Source organism: Mediterraneibacter sp. (genome assembly GCF_030825015.1).
Taxonomy (GTDB): Bacteria; Bacillota; Clostridia; order Lachnospirales; family Lachnospiraceae; genus Mediterraneibacter.
Genome location: NZ_JAPJQP010000011.1, coordinates 32,304 through 54,395, shown reverse-complemented (window position 1 = coordinate 54,395; position 22,092 = coordinate 32,304). Strand labels below are relative to the sequence as shown.

Below are 22,092 nucleotides of genomic sequence, written 5' to 3'. Positions count from 1 at the left end.
CTACTGCCAGCCGTCTGTTCCGTATATCTCAACATTTTCCCGATTAATAAAAAATGTTTCCACTAAGACCTCTTCTTCATAAGATCCATCATCTAAAATCGCCTCTGCTGTCTTCACCGCAATTTTCCCTTCATTAATCGGCGAACGTGCCCCAATTCCTGCAATAGCGGCTGTCGAATCTAAAAGCGCTGCTTTCACAGCAGGCGAACCACCGATACTATACAACAGAATATTATTTCTTCCGCTCTCTTTCATCATAGTCCGAACAGCCTCTGCCATCTGATCGTTCGCACACATAATCACATCTGTTCCTGCTTCTGAAGACAATATCTGACTCAATTCTGTTTTCATCTCTTCGGTTTTCGTACCGTCAATCCGCTTCACAACTTCAAATCCGCCGTTTTTAATCTTCTCCTCAAAGCCGGAAACTCCTTCGCTTAAACTTTTATCTTCTTTATTCTCCACGATCACCAGTTTTCCGCCTTCCGGCATTCTTTCTTTCAAATTCTCTCCGCAAACCTTTCCCGCATTATAATTATCCGAACAAAGCATCGCCTTTGTCAGATCCCGTTCTTCTATCTGTGTTTCCAGCAAAACAACCGGAATATCCGCCTCATCCAACGCTTCCAAAGCCGGTGTTACAGCAGTGGGATCTGCCGCTGTCAAAAAGACAAGATCTACCCCTTTATCGATCATTTCCACAAGCTGCACATTCTGCTTTGCCGGATCATTCGCCGCATCTCTAACGAGGAGCTGGCCTTTTCTCTGCTCAACCTGCGCTCCGACTGCATCCCGCAGCGCCGCATAAAACGGATCTGTCAGATCTGCGCAGCTATATCCATACAGATAATTTGCTTCCGGTTCAGAAGCCTCTTCCTCCTCTTCCACAACCGGATTATCTTCAGGTGTACCTACATTCTTTTTACAGCCCGATAAAAAAATAACGGCAAGCACCGTCAGCAAAATAAATTCAACTACTCTTTTTCTCATGTCGTCTCCTCTTTACCGTATAGGTTTTCTATTCTTATTTTATTCTACGCTGTTTCAAAGGAATGTCAATAGACTCACGTTGCTTCTTGCTTTTTCCCCTGCTTTCTGATACCATCTTATCAAATACACAATGTGCAGATAAAGGAGAAAGACATATGAATGAAAACGAAGCAATCACAGTTACACTGACACTTGAAAATGACGAAGAACTGGAATGTGCCGTTCTTTCCATTTTTGAAGCAGAGGAAAGAGAGTACATCGCCCTGCTTCCTCTTGATGAAAACGGAGACAATGACGACGGACAGGTATTCCTCTATCGCTTTATCGACAATGGCGAAGATGCTGAGCCGGATTTGGAAAACATCGAAGATGATGATGAATTTGAACGTGTATCAAATGCATTCAACGAATTAATGGAGGAAGCGGACTTCGCAGACGTAGATCTGGACGAACTTGAAGACTGATCTTTTGTCTGACGTTTTCCCGCTCTTATAATTATTCTAATAATTCATCTACAAAACGGGAAGGACTTGTCTCTTTCCCGTTTTTTGTTTTCACATAAGATACTTTCAGAACTTCCTTCGCCCTTGTCATCCCTACATAAAACAATCTTCTCTCTTCTTCTGTCTCTGCCTCCGTTTTCGCTTTCTTATACGGCATTTTTCCTTCATTTGCTTCTACCAGAAATACGGTATCAAACTCAAGCCCTTTTGCAGAATGCAGCGTCATAAGACGAACGCCTTCTTTATCTTCCTGCCGCCGCTTTGCTTTTAACTGCAGCATCCGCGTATATTCTTCTATATGGCGGAACCACTCTTCTATCGTTGCGAAAGGACGCGCCGCCTCTTCCAGCTCCGCCAGCACTTCATTAAGGTCTGCGCGGTCTACCTTCCTCGCAAACGCATAATCTTTTAAAAAATCATCATATCCGATCCGTTTTCGTATGTAATTGATTCCGGCATAAGGCGCTGTCTTGCGCAGCATCTTAATATCCCATTCCAACTGGTCAATCCGATCCAGCATCCATTCTTTATCACAGTAGAATTTTCTCATTTCCTCAAAAGAAGGGGTGCCTGATCCAACACTGTCCCTGCCAAGATACCGTTTCGGACGGTTCATAATCTGTAAAAGATCGTTCCGCTCCATATTCCCCAAAGCCAATCGGAAATATGCACATATATCCTTCGCTATAAAATGGTCATACAGATTCGGAAGCCTTTCTTTCATCTGTAAAGGAATCTTTCGTTCTAAAAACTCTTCTGCCACAGGACGAGCATCTGTATGAATCCGAAATAAGACCGCCATGTCTTCATAAGGAATCCCTTCTGCCGCACGCTTTTCGACCTCATCAGCAATATACTGCGCCTCTTCATTCGGGTCTTTTACTTCCTGAACATGAACACAGCTTCCCTTGTCTTTTACCGGCTGAAATGTTTTCTCAAACCGCTTTTCATTATGCCCGATCACTTTCATCGAATTTCTGACAATATTACCGGAAGACCGGTAATTCACATTCAACAAAATTCTTTTTGCCTGCGGGTAATCTGTTGAAAATCGAAACATAAATTCTGAATCAGCTCCCCGGAAACCGTAAATCGCCTGATCGTCATCCCCAACCGCAAAAAGATTATTTTCCGGAAGAGCCAGCATCCTGATCACATCATACTGAACCCGATTAATATCTTGAAACTCATCGATTAATATATACTTAAATTTCGTCTGCCACTGCGCCAGTACTTCCGGATGTCTTTCAAATAATTCTTTACATACTGTGAGCATATCGTCAAAATCCAGTTTCCTGAGAGACTTCCTCTTTGCTTCGTATTTCGCATACAGCTCACGAAACGTGTCCTGTCTGCACTTTTTAGAAACAAACTGTTCTACTTTCAATCCGTTATTTTTCACAAGTCCGATCTCTTCTGCAATATCGCGAAGGAAATCTTCCTCTTCCAGTACTTCACTTTCACATTCTTGCGATACGCTGCGAAGAATACGATATTTTTCTTCTTCTGATAAAATATTATCCGGTCCAAGCCGATATGCCCACTTTAAAATCCCATAATAAATACCATGAAACGTTCCGGCAGTAACCGGAACATCTGACCTGCCCATTAATTTACACAGCCGGGATTTCATCTCAGCCGCTGCAAAACGGGTAAAAGTAACGACCAGAATTTCTTCCGGTCTTACTTTATGTTTTTCAATCAAATATTTGATTCTGTTTACAATCGTCAGCGTCTTCCCTGAACCGGGACCTGCCAATACCAGACACGGTCCCCTTCCATGCTCGATCGCTTCACTTTGTGCCTTATTAAACCCCATCAGTCTCCTCTTCGGTCACTCTTTATTCTGCCTGTACAGCGGCGCCAAGCTTCTCAATTCCGGCGCGGATTCTGCGAAGAGATTCTTCCTTTCCAAGCACTTCCATCAGTTCTGTCGCGCCTCCGGGCGTATTTTGTTTTCCTGACACAGCAGTGCGCAAAGGCCACATCACATAACCGATCTTATATTCTTTCTCACCTGCAAATGCTTTCAATGTCTCAAACAAAGAGTCATTGTCAAACACTTCCTGCGCTTCGAGAACCGGAAGCACTTCCTGTAAAAGAACAAGTCCTTTCTCTGGATCCGTTTTCATCTTCTTATGTCTGTATAACTCGTTATCATACTCGGGAACTTCCTCAAAGAAATCAATCTGCTCACAAATATCCGGAAGGATCTCTATTCTTGTTTTTACAAGCGCTGCAATCTTCTTCAGATCATAATCTTTCGTAACCGTCTTTTTCAGATACGGCTCTGCCAACTCATAAAATCTGTCAAAATCCATCGCTTTCAAATATTCGCCGTTCATCCATTTCAGTTTCACTGTATCAAATACAGCAGGTGATTTGCTCATATGACGATAATCAAACGCTTCTACCAATTCTTCCAAAGAAAAAATCTCTCTGTTATCAGACGGACACCATCCAAGAAGCGCCACATAATTTACAACTGCTTCGGACACAAATCCTTGATCGATCAAGTCCTCATAAGAAGAATGTCCGCATCTTTTACTCAATTTTTTGTGATTCTCATCCGTAATCAACGGGCAGTGTACATAAACCGGTATTTCCCATCCAAACGCTTCATAGAGGCGATTGTATTTCGGTGCAGAAGAAAGGTACTCGTTTCCACGCACGACATGAGTGATTCCCATCAGATGATCATCGATCACATTCGCAAAATTATAAGTCGGAAATCCATCAGATTTGATCAGGATCATATCATCCAGCTCATTATTCGGCACTGTAATGTCCCCATAGATCTCATCGTGGAATGTTGTCTCACCCTCATTCGGAACGTTCAGACGGATCACCCACGGTTTTCCTTCCGCAAGATTCTTCTCCACTTCTTCTTTGCTAAGGCCAAGGCAATGCTTGTCATAGACAACAATATCCGTTCCATCGTCAGAAACCGATGTTTTCAGACTTTCAAGACGTTCTTTATCACAGAAACAGTAATAAGCGTCTCCCTGCTCTACAAGCTGCTTTGCATAATCCAAATAAAGTCCGGACGCCTGTCTTTCACTTTGAACATACGGTCCGACTCCTCCGTCTTTATCCGGTCCTTCGTCATGAAGAAGCCCCGTCTTTTCCATTGTTCTGTATATGATATCAAGAGCGCCTTCCACGAAACGCTCCTGGTCTGTATCTTCCACCCGGAGAATAAAATCTCCTCCTTCATGCTTTGCGATCAGATAGGCATACAACGCTGTTCTTAAATTTCCCACATGCATTCTTCCAGTCGGACTGGGCGCAAATCTTGTTCTTACTTTATTTCCCATGTTTTTTCTCCACTTCTATTTCTATTTTCCTGCTCTGTGCGGCCGCTCTTTGAAACGTATCTTCAACATCCTTATTTTTTAATTTCCATTGTCTTCCGCATAAAACTTCCACGCAACATTATAAAACAACTCAGGAAAATGTTCAAGACAATGCACACTTTCTTTTCACTGCCTTAATTCTATGTATTCCGGCAGATTTCCCGCATCCAATGCCGAACAGCTTGAAGCATCTAAAACCGAGATCCCTGCATGATCAAACGCTCCTTCTGCGATTTTCGTTACGCCTGAAGGCACTTTATAATTACCTGTCCTTGCCGGTGGAAATGCCAGCAGACAAGTTCCTTCATCAGAAAACAAGACACCGTCTTCCGTATAATATCCTGCTGATGTTTCCATCTCAATCCAGCCAAGGGAAGGCAATCCGGCGAATGCCCCGGTTTCGATCTCCGTAATATTTGCCGGAATATAAATCTCCGTAACCTCACTTTTGCAGGAAGAAAACGCTCCTGCTGCAATCCCTTTGCATCCTTTAGAAGGAATCGTCAAATATCCATCTTCAGAAACAACCGCTGAATCCGAAATCCCGCAGATCATCCCGGATTCGTCAACAAGAAAACCGTCTCCGACCACCGTTTGATTGCCGAACGATTCTTTCTCAGACGGCGAATTGCCTGTCACAGTTCCCTCTGCCAAAAGGATTTCCTCATCTTCTTCATGGATCACAGAATCATCAGGCAAAATCACCTCGGCAGACATCCTATCCGCCATACCGGTTTCTTCAGTCAAAGAAAGGGAACTGCCTCTTTCATCCGAAACAAGCAATCGATCCGAGGCAACCGTGCTGTAATCAGCCGATACCTTGGAAGACTGCAAAACCGAAAAAGGAGTGTCTGCCGGAAGCAAAATTTCAGCCGTCCGAAGTAAAACATCTCCTGTTCTTCCTGTTTCCACTATCTTTTCTGCAACAGCTATTTCTCTTGCCGTATCACTTTGAGTGACAGGAACTCCTACTCCTGCCGTTCCGACTCCATATACCATCATCCCTGCCGGCAGAAGTACTGCTGTCAAAAATACAAAAAATAAATTTCTGACCTTGCAATACATTGACGGCAAAGATCCTGCCCCGTAAAACACACCACAATATTCCATCTTCTCATATCCTCTCATTCATTTTCTTTGGAAAATATTTCCAGTACTCATTATGATAAAATACCAAAGAAAAAGGAATGCCGCAATCCCTTGCAACACTCCTTAGCACATTTCATATAACGTATTCTAAAAGAAATCCTTTCACTTAGACATTAATCTCCGCCTTCAGACCGAGTTCTTTCTCATTTTCTTTCAAAAGCGGATGGATTACATTCTTCAGATATGCCTCTACCTGCTCTTTTGCACGTCCTACATATTTTGCCGGATCCATCGTCTTTTTCAGGTCTTCCAAGCTCATATTAAACGCCGGATCTTCAGCGATCAATTCCAAAAGATTATTATCAAGACCATTCTCTTTCACATTCTTTCCGGCTTCCATGGAAAGTTCTCTGATGCGTTCATGAAGTTCCTGGCGGTCTCCGCCGGCTTTCACCGCATCCATCATAATATTTTCCGTTGCCATAAACGGAAGTTCAGACATCAAACGTTTCTCAATTACCTTCGGATAAACAACAAGTCCATCGACAACATTCAGACACAGGTCAAGAATTCCGTCGATTGCAAGGAATCCCTCCGGTACGCTGAGCCGTTTATTCGCCGAATCATCCAATGTTCTTTCAAACCACTGCGTTGCAGATGTGATCGCCGGATTCAGGGCATCGATCATCACATATCTTGACAGAGATGCAATACGTTCACTTCTCATCGGATTTCTCTTATATGCCATTGCCGAAGATCCGATCTGTGTCTTTTCAAAAGGCTCTTCAATTTCTTTTAAGTGCTGAAGCAGACGGATATCATTCGAAAATTTATGCGCACTTGCGGCAATTCCCGCCAGCACATTCAATACCCTTGTATCCACCTTTCTTGAATAAGTCTGACCTGAAACAGGATAACATGCCTGAAATCCCATCTTTTCCGCGATCATCGGATCAATCTTATCGATTGTTTCCTGATCCCCGTCAAACAGTTCCAAAAAGCTGGCCTGTGTTCCCGTTGTTCCCTTAGATCCGAGAAGTTTTAAACTTCCAAGCACATAATCCAAGTCTTCCAGATCCATCTCAAATTCCTGCATCCAAAGTGTTGCTCTCTTTCCAACCGTCGTCGGCTGTGCCGGTTGGAAATGCGTAAATGCAAGCGTTGGCTGACTTTTCTGCTCTTCTGCAAATTTTGCCAGTTCTGCAATTACATTAACTAATTTTTTCCGCACGAGTTTTAACGCTTCAGACATTACGATAATATCTGTATTATCTCCGACATAGCAGGATGTCGCTCCGAGATGAATGATTCCTTTCGCTTTCGGACACTGTACGCCATATGCATACACATGGGACATTACGTCGTGACGTACGATTTTTTCCCGTTCCTTTGCCACATCATAATTAATGTCGTCCGCATGGCTTTTTAATTCTTCTATCTGCTCGTCCGTAATATTGAGTCCCAGTTCTTTCTCTGTCTCTGCAAGCGCAATCCAAAGTCTTCTCCATGTACGGAACTTCTTGTCCGGGGAAAAAATATACTGCATCTCCCTGCTCGCATAACGCTCGGAAAGGGGACTTACATAACGATCATTGCTCATGTCTGATTATCTCCTTTTTGTATCATATAATGCTTTTCTTATTTGATGCCGATTCGTTTAAATACTTCCTGATAAGCATCTTCTACATTTCCCATATCTCTGCGGAAGCGGTCTTTGTCAAGTTTTTCATGTGTCTCTTTGTCCCAAAGACGACATGTATCCGGTGAAATCTCATCCGCAAGAATGATATCCCCATGATATCTTCCGAACTCGATCTTGAAATCGATCAGGTCGATTCCCGCCTCGTCAAAGAACTTTTTCAGCACATCGTTTACTTTAAACGTATATTCTGTAATCTTATCAATCTCTTCTCTCGTCGCCGCTCCGATGGCAATGGCAAAATAATCATTGATCAGCGGATCACCGAGATCATCATCTTTATAACTGAATTCCAAAGTCGGTGCGAGCAGTTTTCTTCCTTCTTCAATTCCCAGTCTCTTAGAAAAACTTCCTGCTGCCACGTTACGCACGATTACTTCAAGCGGAACGATCTCTACCTTTTTCACGGCTGTCTCTCTGTCACTAAGTTCTTCTACATAATGTGTTGGAACGCCTTCCTTTTCCAATACCTGGAAAATATAGTTCGTCATACGGTTATTAATTACACCTTTTCCGACGATCGTTCCTTTTTTCTCCCCGTTAAAAGCTGTCGCATCATCTTTATAATCAACGATCACAACATCCGGATCTTCTGTGGCAAATACCTTTTTTGCTTTTCCTTCATAGAGCTGTTCTAATTTTTTCATAACATCCACACCTGTCCTTTTCATTATTTTTCAAATCTGGATCGATCAGTATGCGGCATACTTCTGTTTTTATGCATCCCGCAAATTCGATTATAATATAAGGCAGAGGGAAAATCAACATTCCCTCTGCCTTGTCTTTCTCTCTTCTCATTATTTTATTTATCAACTTTTAATAAGTTCTGCTTATAGAGCAGTTATTATTTATTACTTTTGTTCTGTTGTATCCTGTCTCAGCCATTTGTAAAACGAGACAAAAACTGTTTCGTCCTTTCCTCTTTCGGATGTTCAAAAACATCCGAAGGCGTTCCCTGTTCCAAAATACATCCGCCATCCATAAAAATCACCTGACTGGAAACATCTCTCGCAAACGCCATCTCATGCGTCACGATAATCATCGTCGTCTCCTGATCGGCAAGGCTTTGAATTACTTTCAGCACCTCTCCCGTCAATTCCGGGTCAAGCGCCGATGTCGGTTCATCAAAGCATAAAATATCCGGCTTTAGGGCAAGGGCTCTCGCAATCGCCACACGCTGACACTGTCCTCCTGAAAGCTGATGAGGATAATTTTCCATACGATCTGCAAGTCCCATCTGTGTCAGAAGTATTCTCGCTTCTTGTTCAATTTCTTCATGAATTTCTTTTTTACGCTGTTTATAGTCCGCCTGCTCTTTTGCAAGAAGTTCTTTCGCCAACATTACATTTTTCAGAGCCGTATACTGAGGGAACAGATTAAACGACTGAAATACCAGACCAAAATGCAGCCGTTTTTTCCGAATCTCCGCTTCCTGTGAAGTCACAGGGTCATGAATGTCAAACAATGTTTCTCCGTTTACGCGGATAGAACCCCCATCCGGTCTCTCCAAAAAATTCAGACATCGAAGCAGCGTTGTCTTTCCGCTTCCCGAAGAACCGATAATCGAAAGTACCTGTCCTTTTTCAAGAGAAAAGGTGATGTCTTTTAACACTTCCGTGCGATCAAAATTTTTGCTCAAATGTTCTACTTCAAGAATTGCCACACACTCCACCTCCTACTTGAAATAATCCAGTTTCTTCTCAAGCCGTCCGAGAAGTACTGTCAAAATACCATTAAAAATCAGATAATATACCGCTGTAAAGAAAAGCGGCCAGATCACTCCGGCTATTCCCTGTGATCCTTTCAGGAATGCCTGTCCTGCCCATATGATCTCCTGAAGCGCGATAATACGGGCAAGAGACGTATCTTTTACAAGCGTGATAATTTCATTCGACATCGGAGGTACGATCCGTTTCACCATCTGAAGCAAAGTTACCTTAAAGAAAATCTGACTTCGCGTCATACCAAGCACAAGTCCGGCTTCTTCCTGTCCGTGAGGAACTCCCTGGATTCCGCCTCTGTATATTTCAGAGAAATAACATGCATAGTTAAAAATAAATGCAACCGCTGCCGCAAGGAAACGTCCGGCTTCGCCTCCGCCCCAAATATTATTTCCCATAACAAGTCCCGGGAAGAAATAAATGATCAAAAGCTGAATCATAAGCGGCGTTCCTCTTATAATCCACACAATAATCTTTGTCAGGTAGCTAAGCGGTTTAAACCGCGACATCGATCCAAACGCAATGACAAGTCCGAGAGGAACTGCCCCTAACAGCGTCACAAAAAACAACTTTAATGTCTGGAGGAATCCGATATTCAGTGATTTAAACACGATCGGAAACTGTTCTAATATCAAATCCATCTTCTGTCTACAACTCCGTCTTTCTATTCTTATTTTACAAGCATATCCTGAAGATTATATTTTTCTGCGCATTTCAATATGCTTCCATCTTCATAAGATTCTGTGAAAAAGTCGTTCAGCGCTTTTGCAAGATCAGAGCCTTTTCTGAATCCTACGCCGTATTCTTCCTCGCTTAAGCTGACTGTATATGTAAGATCTGCATAACTTGTTCCTTCACCGATCATTGCCGTTGCCATCAAAAGATCGATTACAGCCGCATCAGACGTTCCTGCCGCAACTTCCATCAGCGCATCTGCCTGTGCTGTCACCGGCGTAAAATTCAAACCACGCGCTTCCACTTCATCTTCTCCGGCACTTCCTGATTCTACGGCAAAAGTCAGATCAGAAAGACTCTTTTCATCCTGATATTTATCAGCTTTCTCTGCCGGAAGCACTACAACCTGCGCGTTATTCAAATATGCATCTGTACACTCCATAGAACTTGTAACTTCTTCTGTTAATGTCATTCCGTTCCATACGCAGTCGATCGTCTTTCCGTCAAGTTCTAAGATCTTATTATCCCAGTCAATCTCCACAAACTCTACATCTACGCCAAGGCTCTCGCCAAACGCTTTCGCCATATCCGCATCGAAACCGATCCATTCTCCGTCCGCATCCTGATAATCCATCGGTTCAAAATTCGTAATTCCTACGACAAGCGTACCTTTTCCTTTCACATAATCAACATCGCTCTCTGAAGCGGCTTTCTTTCCTGAATCTTTCTTTGCATCGTCTGAACCGCATCCTGCCAATACTGAAACAGCAAGTCCTGCACACAACAAAACACTTAACACTCTTCTTTTCATAATACCCTCCACACTGAACGTATCGTTCTTTTTACTTTCTTTCTCTACTAATGAGTCACTGTACCACAGTAAAGTTACCTCTGTATTCTAACATGCAAACCCCTCCGTGTCAACATACGGAGGGGTTTTCTTGCAATGACGACAATCCAAAGTCCAAGCTTGTCCAAGACCCTGGCGACCGCTTACAATCCCGGAATGTGTCTCTTGGCACTTCCGGTGATTATCGTCATCCTTTTCCTCTTAATCCACCAATGGATATCTGTCATGTGTGGCTTCTTCTATGGCTTCGCTTCCATTTCTCCAAAATCCCAGGTTCCGGCTCAACCGATACCTGTTCATTGATCTTATCTACTTCCCTGCGCATCTGCGCGTTTATTTCCATATATTCCTCGCTTTTCGTGATCAAAATATGATACTCCTCAAGCGACATATATTTATAAGATGCGTATAGATAAGGTTTGATCAACGTCTTGTCTGCGCAGATCTGATATGCACGGTCATACATCTTCGCCGACTCCTGATAGAGGAACAAACGACCGTAAGCCGCCCCGAGGCTTTCATAGATCTTTCCGTAGAATTTCTCATCTACCGTCTCATCTTTTTCCCCATTTAAAATTGCCTGATATACAAGGATTGCCTCCTCTACTTCTCCGCTTTCAAGAAGATTATCACCTTTATATTTCTGCCGTTCAATATCTTTTTGATTTTTCAAATGTTCCAGCACATTCTGAATACGGATCATTTCCGGCTCCCGATATAAACGGGACGATTTTAAGATCGTCAAAACAAACTTTTCAACTGAACCGTGCAGGCGGAGAACATCTCTTAACTCCGATGCAAGCGACTTCATCCCGAGGTCTTCATCCAGCCAATCGCAAAGCTGCCCGTTCATAATCGTATAGTCGATCAAATATAAATTATTACACAGATAGTAGCACAATTCTTCGATTGTAAAAATACGGCAATGAATGCGCGTAATCTCATACGGATGTGCCGCATGTCTGTCATGACAAAGAATTAAATTTCCCATCATTGCCTCCTAAATGTATCGTCTTCTCCGCATGAAAATCCGTCGCCGGAAAGAAATCTCCGAATCCGGCATCTCTGACGGAAATTCTGCATGTTTTTTCATCAAGAAACAACGTCTCAAGCTGCAGACGCATCGAATATTCTGCTCTTCTCGGAAATCCGTCAAGAGAAAGCGTCTCCGTCCTCACCGTCCCCTGAACGAGCGACTCGATACGAAGCTCTATATCTTCCACATCCTCCATAAGAACTTCCCACTGATTATTCGACTCATACCAGTGATTGCCCCAGGAAACGATCGGATACCACATCTCCTGTCCGCCGACACGCATATTGACCGTGATCTGATCTGTCAGTTTATCTTCCGACAGGTACACCGGATTTTCTATATGCATATACAGTTTCCGGTACGCCGTATAGCAAGCGCCTTTACTGTAAAGATTATTTCCGATAAACGCCCGCCGGCCATTGCACAGCACCCTTAAAGATTTCGGATACCAGTCATTTTCAAAACCTTCTCCGGTCAAAAAGACAGAAGAGACAATTCGCTTGTCAAATACACTCTCAATAAATTTACTGAACATTGCATCCGCTTCTTTTGCTTTATCTTCGTTCAAAACAGGATATACCATCGCCAGTTCTTTCATATGGGCGCTTGCCACTTCATCAACTGTGACAAAAGTTGTCTTTCCGCCTCCCAGTCCCGGACGGAGTCTCCGAAGCATATACGCTTTAATCTCATTCCTGTCACAGCAGAACAAAGCCGCGTCATACTGCCACAATTCCTTCGGCTGATAAAACAGATAATTACAAAAACTTTCCTTATAATCCTGAATGAAGATATTTCGTTTATCAATGTTCATCCTCACTGCGATCCCTCGGAGCATCTGCGCCATTTCTTCCGAAAGCGACGGCACGGTAAAGACGATCCCGTCAATTTTCGGAAAAGACTGAAGGGACATCTGAATAAACCGGGACAAAAGCCACACCGCATCATACGTCTCTTCTCCAAATTCAATCTTCCCGCCTGCAAGACTCTTGCTCAAAAGTCTCGTCGCAGTAAATCCTTCCTTGATCGTAACAAGTCTTTTTGCTTCTTTTCCATATGCCCATGTATCTCTCAGTTTTCCGATAATCAGCGGAATCTGATAATTATCTGCATCCACTTCCAACGTGTCCGGCTCTAATTCCTTTTCATTATAAAAACTAATCTGACACGTCTTTTCATTTATCTCATACCCGATGATGCTTCCCTGTCCCATGAAAAGACAACCTCCTCGCATTGTTTAATCTCATACCTGCTCTTTTGTAAAAATCTGCGCCGCAGCCGCATCCTCTCTTGCATATGCCTGGATTTTTTTTCTGCGTTCACTTTCATTCTTCTCAATCAGAATATCATTCAGCCTTCCATACCTTCCCGGTTCTCCCGGAACAGTCTCACGCACACAGATTTCTTTATCGCTGCGATAAGAATTTCCGTCAATCGTCTCTTTAAAATAGTATTTCAGCTTCTCGTTTGCAAAAAGAACGAACTTTTTCACATAAATATTTTCATACATCGGAGTAAGCACTTCCGTCGAATAGTCCGACGGCTCTTCCCCGCCTTTTTGCAGGCTATAGTAGAGCATTACCCGGCTTCCCTTCTGACCTTTATATTCGATCAGCGTCTTGTCCCAAAGCTGCAGTTCAATCAGCCAGTCTTTTTCATAAGACAGAAAGAACGGGAAATAAATCTGTTTTCCACACAGTTCCTGTAAGAATTTCTTCAATGTTTTCCTTGTCTGAGAGCTGTACTCTCTCGTAGAATAATATTTCAATACAGCAACCTTACATATATCGATCGTATCCTCGCCTTTCTCATATTCCCGGCAGATAATATCGATCACACTTCTGCTGATCTTTCTTTCTTCCACAACATATTCCCGGGACATATATACAAGATACGCCTGCTGAAGCCGGAAATATGCGCCTTCCGCATAATACTGTTCAAAAATCTGCGCTTCCTGAAACAATTCTTCTGAAAAGAGCATCTGAGTTAAGATCCTCTCTCCTAATTTATGTGTATGTACTTCATAATCCCGCGCTTCTCTCCAAAGCAGCTTCATATCCGACGTTGCGCCGCAATAATAACTTGCCAGATAAGTCAGGATCACTTTGTCATATTGTCCTTTTTTAAACAGTTCAAAGCAGACATAAGTAAGAAAATCATCATTTTCATAATTGTTTTCTCTGATTGTCTTGCTGCAAAGCCCTAAAAGCTCATCTTCTTCGTAATTTTCAACGCCGTTTTCCCTGACAATCTCTGTTGTCAGCTCCTGAACTTCTTCTTCCTCCCGTGTTCTGCGCAGACCGTTAATATATTTACGGCACATATCCATATAACGCAGTTCATAAAAAAGTCTTTTGCTTTCATACGGGATTGAATCTGTATAGTGTCTTCCGTCCTTCGCCTCCCACACAAGACGATCCGTCTTCGCATATAAAAATACACGAGCTCCATTGTCTGTGTACGGTGCTTTCTGCGTAATCGTACCGTCATCCGCAATCACATGGATAAATTTCATATTCGGCACTTTCGTTGTGATCCGGTATGCATGACATACATCATAAAGCGCTTTTACCCTCTCAGGATTCATAGATGCCTCTACAACAAAGCGCTTATAAATAATACGAAGCTGTTCGTCAACATTTCTCCGATCAAGCTGATTCCATGCAAAAGCTTCCATCTCATCCCGATAATGAGCATAGATTTCACTGCCCTCATCCTCATAGGTAATCAAATTAGAATACAAAAATGCACATTTGTGATAATCCAGTGAATTTCCATGCATAAAATACAAGTATACAGATCTCGGCAGTGCCTTATGAAATCCGGATGGAACAACAGACGCCATATAATACTCGTAAAGCTGCGCGATCTTAAGTTCTGCCTCCACCGCTTTTTCATACCACTGGAAATAGCAGCTTTCCACACAGTTTCCTTTGATCAGAAGCGTACAGATGGCTGTCAGAATCATCGACTCGTTATACATCTTATAAGAACCGACCAATACCTCATACAGTTGTTTGTCAAAAACTTTCATCTGGCTTGCAAGATTCGCAGTATACAGTGCAAGCTCTCTTGTCATTAATTGATGCTTCACCGCAAAGAAAAGAACACGGACTTCAAATACTCCAAGTTTTTTCAAGGAAGAACTTTTTTCTCTGTAACATTTGAACGCCTGCAGATAAAACCAAATACTATGCGATTTTTCTTCATAAAACTGCTTCTCCAGCGTGCGGAGACGTTCGCTGTATATCTTGTATTCAGAATCCACTTCCACAAGCATGCACAAAATCTTCCAGCTGTCCGGATGCTTCATAAATGATTTAGAAAGCTCTTCCGCAACCTTGCGCTGTCCGATCGTATCGTTTGACAAAAGTGTTGTCAAATACAGGTAATAAGAACTAAGTTCTACATCTTTTCCTATGGCAAATCGATTATAATTATAAGACTCAAGAAGCCGTTTAGCCTCTTCCGCTCTCTTTCCGATCAGACAGATATGAGCATGCGCAAGAAGATAGAATTCGTTTCTGTCGTCCACTTCCCTTAGGTGACTGATCCGCCGAACCGCTTCCTCCACCCATTCACTTAACTCCAGTTTTCCGCTCTCATACTTTAAATAATTTTTAATAATTCCGACAAACTCTCTGTCATTGGCGCGTCGATCTTCATCTCTGTTCACATTCTTTTCCACAACAACTTCATACGTCAGAGTCTCATAAGGAGACTCCAATATAATCCTGCCGAAATTACTGCCAAGATGAAGCGCCTCCACATTCAGAAAATATTCGAGCCGGTATGAATTTCCAATAAACTCCTCTGTTGTCACACGAGTATGTTCCACGGACAGAAATTCCCCTTCTGTGCGCACATCAATCTCCAGATATCCCCATGTATTTTTCTTTATCGTAAACGTTTCTTTTCTGGCTTCCGAAAGAGACATAAAGGCACGGCTTTCTTCTTCCAAAGTCAGAAAAATCTTTTCTTTCTGTTTGCATCCTACAAGAAACTCTTCCAGCGCCTGCTGATCCAGTTCCCACTTCCGCATATTTTCATAGAGTGCCTGAATCCTCTTATCTTCATATTTCAAAATCTCATAAAAATCTCTGGATCGAAACAGCTTTACCGCCTCAGCTGCATCTCGGAAAGATAATTTTTTAAAATCATCCAAACTTTGGATCTTCCCGTAATTCGTCATCACATACGGTTTCTCGATAATCGCAGTAAATGCAACGTCATATTCTCCTCCATTGCAGACGATCGTAAACTTTCCGTGTTCCACATGCCCCGGCATCAATCCACTGCCGTCATATGTATAATATATATTCACAGGATTTCCATCGAACCCCTGTTCATCGCACTGCACACGATAAGAAGAGGGATAGACAAGACCTCTGATCGTTCCTTCCCCCTGATTTTTTAACGAAAAACTTCCTCTGTATTTTTCTCCTTCTCCGACTCTCATTACAATATGTGTTTCCGGAAATATGATCTCCGGCTGCGGAATATGAAAGTCCCCTTTGGCAAATCGTTTGATCTTATTTTTCAAATCTGTCACCTACTCATCATTTTTGCAGCAGTCCGGGTAAAACGATATTACGAACCGCTGTCTTTTGTCCACGGACAAAAGTACGCTACTATGAATTATAACATTGTTCTATATCTTCTTGCAATGGGGTATTAAAAGAATTTCGGCGATATTGTATACTTGTATACAATATCGCCGTACTGCCAAAGCGCGTCGATTTCACCATTTATTTTCCTGGAGTTTCACGAATCATCTGCATGTATTCTAACGGTTCATAACCAAGCTTCTTATAAAGAGCTACTGCCCTTGTATTCTCTTCTTCCACTTCAAGACGCATTCTTGTCACAGCCGAACCTTTCTTCTCATCGAGGTATGCAAAAAACTCTCTTCCAAGCCCCTTAGATCGAAACGTCTCTCTTACATAGATCTCTTCAATCCACCAAACCATTCCTCCCGCTTCCTGTGAAAAAGTCTTTGCGATCAATCCATATCCCGCCGTCTCATTTTCACTTTCAAACATAAAAATCTCCGCATAATCATCTGAACGTAAAGCCTCATCTGCCGTTCTTTCAAAATAAGAATCCGGAACCGGATGCAAAACAGCATCCGAATGATAGAACTCTCTTGCCATCTCTACATAAATCTTTCTGTCTTCTGCTTTCATTTTCCGTATCATTGTACTTTCTCCTTTTCTTTTCTTTTTTTCTTTCCCAAAAAACCTGCCTGTTTCCCACGGGAAAATTCTCCGATACAATCTATATATTTACAATGCAGCCATGTTCTTCGATCCATTCTTTTCTCTGCCTCTTCGCAAAAGAGATCATATACTCTGCGAGATTCCTGCCACTGTTCCTTTTCCTCCGGCGGATGATAAAACAAAATACGGCACACATACTCATAAAACATATTCCATTTTTCTGACGAAATTTGAGAATACTGTTTTTTCAGATTTTCAAACCGAACTTCCGAATAATAATCTGTATCTAATCGTTTCTTTCTGAAACTGTACTTTTTTGTTTCCTCCGTCAGCCTTGCAATTCTAACCACATCGTCATACATCGTCAAAATTCCAATTCCGTTCCTAAGCGTCCGGATCTTCTTCTGATGCCGCTTTTTTCTGATCCTCGCCTGAATAAAAACACTGCCTGAAACCGCTCCTGCCGCAAATATAACACACACAATCCACAACAACATTCTCATTTTCTCTTTATCGAAAAAACTGTTTTCAGTCCCTTCTTCATTCTGTGGGGCTGTCACCTCCGCTCCAACTTCACTATTTCTTGAAGCAGGAGTATGTTCCATTGTGATCCATTGTCCCGATGTCTCATCATACACTTCACACCACGCATGCCCCATTGTTCCGTCAACTTGCGCTTCATATATTCCGTTCTCTTTTTCTTTAAATGCAGAAGCAGGAACTACCGAACCTTCTACATAGACAGACGGATAACCGCACATTCTGTAAAGCAGAGCTGCAGTCGTAGCAAAATGCATGCAAAACCCTTTTTTATTTTCAAACAGAAAATATTCCGCAAAATCCCACTTTACAGGCGTACTTCCAGGATTCACATCATACACCACATCAGCCAGAGCTTCTTCAATCTGCTCTTTCACAACAGAAACAGAACTTTTATCCCATTCGTCACACATTTCCCGCATCCGCACAAGCTCCGCCGGATACTGTAAAAATATATCATACGTTTCTTCTTTGGAGTGATGCTCTGAAGAGCGGAGTATTTCTTCCAGTTTTTCATTCGTCCATGCACTGTCTTTATAAGTCGTGCCCCAATTCTCATACAGATAAGTTGTTTTTTTCTCGAGCACAACACAAGTAGATGTTTCAACAGAAGGTTTAAAAGAAGAGATTGCTTTCAAATCCTCCATCGATCCGTCCTGTTCTTCCAAAACCTCCTCTATCGGAGAAAGCTTTTTGTTTTCTGCACTCGCCCTGTCATTGTCCTTTTCACGGTCTGGAAGTCTTTCTTCTGCTTTTTCTTCTTTCGAATCCTGCTCTTCTTTTTTATTATACGTTATCTTTTCTGCCAGATCTTCTGCCTTCCCGATCACATTTTCCCGGATTCCCCGCCTTGCTTCCCGATAAAACCCATCCTCGTCTTCCCTGATCCTGTCAATCTGTTTCCCGGCAAAAAAAGAAAGACCCGCCGCTATTCCAAAAACTGCCATAATCGGAACAAGAGAACGGATAATCTCTTTCGCCCCTGCCTCTTCCACAGCACAGCACGTTCCATATAATACCACGGCCAAAAGTAAAAGCCAAGCCGCTCTTGCAGGCGGAAATTTTCTCGCACATGCTGCGGCAATAAACGGCAAAAGAAGAACCAAATAGGCAACCATCCTTAATCTTCTCGCCCGAAACGCCCCGATCAATAACAGAAGAACCAAACCGCTTCCGGCAACTGCTGCAAATACTGTTTCTTTCATACCTGTTTGATGTGCCGCTGCTTTCAGATCAAATACAGAGAACCACGCATTCCACCACAGCAAAGTTACACAGATTACACAGAATATCTTTACGAAATTTATTTTCGGATTTTTCTTTCCCACCTTTGCTCCCTCTCTTTATACTCGAAGAAACGTTTCTTCACATCCCTCTTTCTTGATTCGCCCCTGTCCGTCGATCACAACAGTACTGCTAAACTCTATCCCCCTAAATCGTTCCTGCCTGCATATTTCCCTTTTTTCCAAGTCTTTACACGGTTTCATATCCATCAACGCCCAGACCATCTCATAGGCGCTTTCTTCATCTTTCACTTTTGCGCTTATGATCCGCCCTGTATTCTCCTCATACCACGACGCGAGATGAATACACTTTTCTTCCACAAGAGTAATCGACAATGAAGCTGCCGCCTTCAACATTTCCGAAAATCCTTTTGCCGTACACTCCTTTTCCCTTACGTCAAACCAAATTAATACAGCACACCCTAAAGGAAACGCCCGTTCCTTTATCATGAGTTCGTCTTTTGCAGCAGTCAGCTTCCAATGAATATCTTTAAACGAATCTTTCGTCCGGTATTCCCTCACCTGATAAACTTCAGAAGGGTCATCCCCTTTTTTCTCCCCTGAATATTCTTCGGCATCCGCCTGAAATTCTCTTGTCTTTCTTGTAATTTCCAACGGCATCAGTTCGAATTCCGGCATTAGTTTCACGATCACCGTCTGATTCTGTTTTTTCTTTCTATAAAAAACGCTAAGCGGATCATAAATTCTTGTTTCTCTTAGCGTAATCTCCAAACTTCCACAAAAGTCTGCTGTAAATTGCTTCCAAAATGTCCTCGTATTTCCCGCCGAAACAACACCTCGTATCTCTTTTTTCTCCCGCTTTCCCTCAATCCTGTTTCCGGTCAAAACAACCGCTCCATACCTGATGTTCCACGCCGAATGATTTGCCACTGTGATTCCTGCCCTGATTTTCTTTCCTTCTTCTCCGATTGCAGGAATTCTTGTCAAATCTGTTTCCCCTTTATCCCTCTGAAACAGCAAAAAAGCAAAGGACAAAAACGGATACAGCATAATAAATACAAGAAATCCAGAGAGCACCGTATCGTCATACATAAAAAACAAATATACCACAACAGTCAGAACTGCCGCATATCCGATCATCCTTTTGACCATCTATTCTCCCTCACCGCTTTGATTTCATCGTCGGTGTCGGAACATTCTCCAACACACGCCGAATCAATTCCTCCACTTTCACATGTCCTACCTTTGCCTTCATATTCAAAATGATACGATGTCTTGCAACCGGCAGAAACGCTTCCTGCACATCAGAAGGAACAACATATTCTCTTCCCTTCAGCCATGCACATGCCTTCGCCATTGCGGTCAAAGCAACCGTTCCTCTCGGACTTATCCCAAGCTCCGTCCATTCATCTTCTCTTGTCGCCTTTGCAAGTTCTGCGATATAAGAAAAAATCTTGTCATGCACAAAAATCTCTCTTACTTCTTTTTGCATTGCCGTCAGTTCTGCCGCATTTACGACCGGACACACCAAATCGCTGACTTTCTCTGCCATCTGTCCGCGTTTCAAAATCTCAATTTCCTCTTCCACAGACGGATACCCCATACTCACACAGATCATAAACCGATCAAGCTGTGACTCCGGCAGAAGCTGTGTTCCGGCAGAACCGACAGGATTCTCCGTAGCGATTACAATAAACGGAACCCCTGTTTTATAAGTGTTTCCATCTACTGTCACCTGATGCTCTTCCATCACTTCCAAAAGCGCCGACTGTGTCTTCGGGGAAGTACGGTTGATCTCATCTGCCAAAAGAAGATTACATATTACCGCTCCGGGCTGATAGACAAAACTCCCCGATTCTTTGTCATATACTGTAAATCCCGCCAAATCAGCAGGCAGTATGTCCGGCGTAAACTGTACGCGGTTTACCTCAAGCCCCATCGCGCGGGAAAACGAAAGCGCCATCGTTGTTTTCCCTGTTCCCGGAATATCTTCAATCAAAATATGCCCGCCAGCAAGAATTGCAGTCATAATCATTTTTAAAATGTCTTCCTTCCCGATAACTGCTTTGCCTACTTCCTCTATAATTAACTGTGCACGATATCTGTTTTCTCCCATAAATCAATCTCCCCTGATTGTCCCGCCAAATCTGTTTCTTTGTTTCACTCATTTTATACATTCGGCTTTTGCCTTACCTATACTCTACCGTATCCCCTTTCCGAAAACAAGTATATGATAAGAAAATGCGGCAAAAATGCTCTCTGCCATCTTTGCCGCATATAATTCCTGCTATTCAATTCCTCTTTCTCTTAAATAAGCTGTCTCTTCTCTGTAAAAATCCATACATTTTTCCGGTGTCGTATGAGGTTCCATTGTACAAAATCCTGTATATCCATCCCGTTCAAGTCTTCGCAAAAGCCCGTCTATATTTACCGCGCCATCCTGCATGTACGGATAATAAATCTCACTCCCTGCAAATCGCCCTGTCATTTTCCGTCCCCGGCACTGTTCTTCATGTCCGAATTCAGGATGATAGAAACAGCCGTTTTTTATATGCACATGAACAATATGTTCTTTCAACACCTCATACGCATATGGAAACCCTTCGTATCCTGCCTGATAATAGTTCGTGGCATCAAAATTCGTCTGAAAATATTCTGAATCCATATATTCTACAAACGCCTTCATTCCTTCCGGGCTTTGTGTAATGTCATGAGCCTCATTTTCCAATGCCAAATAAATTTTCCGCTGTTCCGCCTTTCTGATTGCCCTTTCATAATACGGTTTCAGTTTGAAAAACGGAACATCCTTTTCCATTGCCACATGATAACAATAATGATTTACTACTTTGGCGCCCAACTGATATGCCGTCTCGACAGCTCTCTCTAATTCGGCGGCAAAAAGGGTCGGATCTGCTGCCAGTTCCTTATCAAACCCCGCCCCAAAACATACACATGCCACTTCTGTTTGATATCGGTCAAGGATCTGTTTTGCCTTCTCCACATCCCGGTTTGCATACAACCGTTTATGCACAAGTGTTTTTCCGGCTTTTACAGGGATATTTTCCGGCCATATTTCGATAAAACGAATCCCATTTCTCTGAAATACAGATAAAATATCTTCTAATTTCATTACACTTCCGAGCGTCTCCCCGGATATTGCCGCTTTCATA

At 42.6% G+C, this 22,092-nt stretch carries 18 protein-coding genes; 1 reads left to right on the top strand and 17 read right to left on the bottom strand.

Going from position 1 to position 22,092, the window contains the following annotated elements:
• Positions 1-990 (bottom strand): substrate-binding domain-containing protein, encoded by a 990-nt coding sequence (locus tag RCH61_RS06600; RefSeq protein WP_178006599.1) that lies wholly within the window; start codon positions 988-990, stop codon positions 1-3.
• 155 nt (positions 991-1,145) lie between these two features.
• On the opposite strand from RCH61_RS06600, the gene RCH61_RS06595 reads away from it, so the two are divergent.
• The gene (locus tag RCH61_RS06595) at positions 1,146-1,454 is read left to right on the top strand and encodes a DUF1292 domain-containing protein (RefSeq protein WP_178006600.1); all 309 of its coding nucleotides are present in this window, start codon (positions 1,146-1,148) and stop codon (positions 1,452-1,454) included.
• Between the two features lie 31 nt (positions 1,455-1,485).
• Here the strand turns inward: RCH61_RS06595 and RCH61_RS06590 are convergent, their stop codons facing one another.
• The 16 genes from RCH61_RS06590 to RCH61_RS06515 all read right to left on the bottom strand — a co-directional run bounded on the left by RCH61_RS06590 (position 1,486) and on the right by RCH61_RS06515 (position 22,091).
• Positions 1,486-3,312 carry an ATP-dependent helicase gene (locus RCH61_RS06590; RefSeq protein WP_306480214.1) on the bottom strand — a complete coding sequence of 609 codons (1,827 nt, stop codon included), beginning with the start codon at positions 3,310-3,312 and terminating at the stop codon, positions 1,486-1,488.
• 22 nt (positions 3,313-3,334) lie between these two features.
• A complete protein-coding gene (gene gltX, locus RCH61_RS06585; protein ID WP_178006449.1) occupies positions 3,335-4,810 on the bottom strand; it encodes a glutamate--tRNA ligase in 1,476 nt (491 codons plus the stop codon).
• A 165-nt stretch (positions 4,811-4,975) separates the two neighbouring features.
• Complete coding sequence (locus RCH61_RS06580) at positions 4,976-5,959, bottom strand: leucine-rich repeat protein (RefSeq protein WP_178006450.1); 984 nt, start codon at positions 5,957-5,959, stop codon at positions 4,976-4,978.
• Between the two features lie 145 nt (positions 5,960-6,104).
• Positions 6,105-7,538, bottom strand: coding sequence for an adenylosuccinate lyase (purB, locus tag RCH61_RS06575; RefSeq protein ID WP_178006451.1), 1,434 nt, complete (start codon positions 7,536-7,538; stop codon positions 6,105-6,107).
• A gap of 38 nt (positions 7,539-7,576) precedes the next feature.
• On the bottom strand, positions 7,577-8,284 hold the full coding sequence (gene purC / locus RCH61_RS06570) for a phosphoribosylaminoimidazolesuccinocarboxamide synthase (protein WP_178006452.1): 708 nt from the start codon (positions 8,282-8,284) through the stop codon (positions 7,577-7,579).
• 230 nt (positions 8,285-8,514) lie between these two features.
• Positions 8,515-9,300 (bottom strand): amino acid ABC transporter ATP-binding protein, encoded by a 786-nt coding sequence (locus tag RCH61_RS06565; RefSeq protein ID WP_306480213.1) that lies wholly within the window; start codon positions 9,298-9,300, stop codon positions 8,515-8,517.
• Positions 9,301-9,312: 12 nt separating this feature from the next.
• Positions 9,313-9,999, bottom strand: a complete 687-nt coding sequence (locus tag RCH61_RS06560; protein ID WP_004846450.1) for an amino acid ABC transporter permease — start codon at positions 9,997-9,999, stop codon at positions 9,313-9,315.
• Between the two features lie 29 nt (positions 10,000-10,028).
• The gene (locus RCH61_RS06555; protein ID WP_178006454.1) at positions 10,029-10,844 is read right to left on the bottom strand and encodes a transporter substrate-binding domain-containing protein; all 816 of its coding nucleotides are present in this window, start codon (positions 10,842-10,844) and stop codon (positions 10,029-10,031) included.
• 262 nt (positions 10,845-11,106) lie between these two features.
• A complete protein-coding gene (locus tag RCH61_RS06550) occupies positions 11,107-11,874 on the bottom strand; it encodes a hypothetical protein (RefSeq protein ID WP_178006455.1) in 768 nt (255 codons plus the stop codon).
• Positions 11,849-13,132, bottom strand: coding sequence for a DUF5716 family protein (locus RCH61_RS06545; protein WP_178006456.1), 1,284 nt, complete (start codon positions 13,130-13,132; stop codon positions 11,849-11,851). The genes RCH61_RS06550 and RCH61_RS06545 overlap by 26 nt, the downstream gene beginning before the upstream one ends.
• Positions 13,133-13,162: 30 nt before the next feature.
• The gene (locus RCH61_RS06540; RefSeq protein WP_306480212.1) at positions 13,163-16,462 is read right to left on the bottom strand and encodes a DUF5717 family protein; all 3,300 of its coding nucleotides are present in this window, start codon (positions 16,460-16,462) and stop codon (positions 13,163-13,165) included.
• 205 nt (positions 16,463-16,667) lie between these two features.
• On the bottom strand, positions 16,668-17,117 hold the full coding sequence (locus RCH61_RS06535; protein WP_178007496.1) for a GNAT family N-acetyltransferase: 450 nt from the start codon (positions 17,115-17,117) through the stop codon (positions 16,668-16,670).
• Positions 17,114-19,006 carry a transglutaminase-like domain-containing protein gene (locus tag RCH61_RS06530; protein WP_178007493.1) on the bottom strand — a complete coding sequence of 631 codons (1,893 nt, stop codon included), beginning with the start codon at positions 19,004-19,006 and terminating at the stop codon, positions 17,114-17,116. Before RCH61_RS06530 ends, RCH61_RS06535 begins: the two co-directional genes overlap by 4 nt.
• Before the next feature lie 15 nt (positions 19,007-19,021).
• Positions 19,022-20,074, bottom strand: a complete 1,053-nt coding sequence (locus tag RCH61_RS06525) for a DUF58 domain-containing protein (RefSeq protein WP_306480211.1) — start codon at positions 20,072-20,074, stop codon at positions 19,022-19,024.
• Between the two features lie 10 nt (positions 20,075-20,084).
• Complete coding sequence (locus RCH61_RS06520; protein WP_306480210.1) at positions 20,085-21,038, bottom strand: AAA family ATPase; 954 nt, start codon at positions 21,036-21,038, stop codon at positions 20,085-20,087.
• Positions 21,039-21,209: 171 nt separating this feature from the next.
• On the bottom strand, positions 21,210-22,091 hold the full coding sequence (locus RCH61_RS06515; protein WP_306480209.1) for a sugar phosphate isomerase/epimerase family protein: 882 nt from the start codon (positions 22,089-22,091) through the stop codon (positions 21,210-21,212).
• Position 22,092: the final 1 nt, after the last annotated feature.